This is a genomic window from Streptomyces hilarionis, assembly GCF_024539675.1.
Classification (GTDB): domain Bacteria; phylum Actinomycetota; class Actinomycetes; order Streptomycetales; family Streptomycetaceae; genus Streptomyces; species Streptomyces hilarionis.
The window spans coordinates 1-493 of the sequence record NZ_JAHHIT010000032.1 but is presented as its reverse complement, the minus strand read 5'-3'; the positions used below and the strand labels follow the sequence as shown (position 1 = coordinate 493).

The following is a 493-nucleotide window of genomic DNA, read 5'->3' as shown; positions in this document are numbered from 1 at the left end:
ACGTCGGTGCGCAGCACCAGCGTGTTCACGAAGAACCCGATCAGGTCGTCCAAAGCCTCGTCGGACCTGCCCGCCACCACCGTGCCCAACGGCACGTCCGTGCCCGCGCCCATGCGCGACAACAGCACCGCGACCGCCGTCTGCACCACCATGAACGGCGTCACCCCGCACTCACGGGCCACCGCCAGCACACGACCGTGCAGGTCCGCGTCGAGGGTGAGGTCGACGGCTCCGCCGCGGTACGTGGCGATCGCGGGCCGGGGCCGGTCGAGGGGGAGTTCGATCAGCTCGGGCGCTCCCGCGAGCGCGGCGCGCCAGTACGCGACCTGACGCGCGGCCGTGCTCGCCGGATCGCCCTCGTCGCCCAGCACCCGCGCCTGCCACACCGTGTAATCCGCGTACTGCACCGGCAACGCGGCCCAATCCGGCGCCCCGCCCCCGACCCGCGCCGCATACGCGGCCGACAGATCATCCGCCAACGGAGCCAACGACC

1 protein-coding gene is annotated in these 493 nt (G+C 73.0%); it reads right to left on the bottom strand.

Annotation, left to right across the window (positions count from 1 at the left end; genetic code table 11):
* On the bottom strand, nucleotides 1–493 hold a 493-nt coding region (locus tag KMS84_RS04915), incomplete at both ends, for a condensation domain-containing protein (protein ID WP_256914782.1).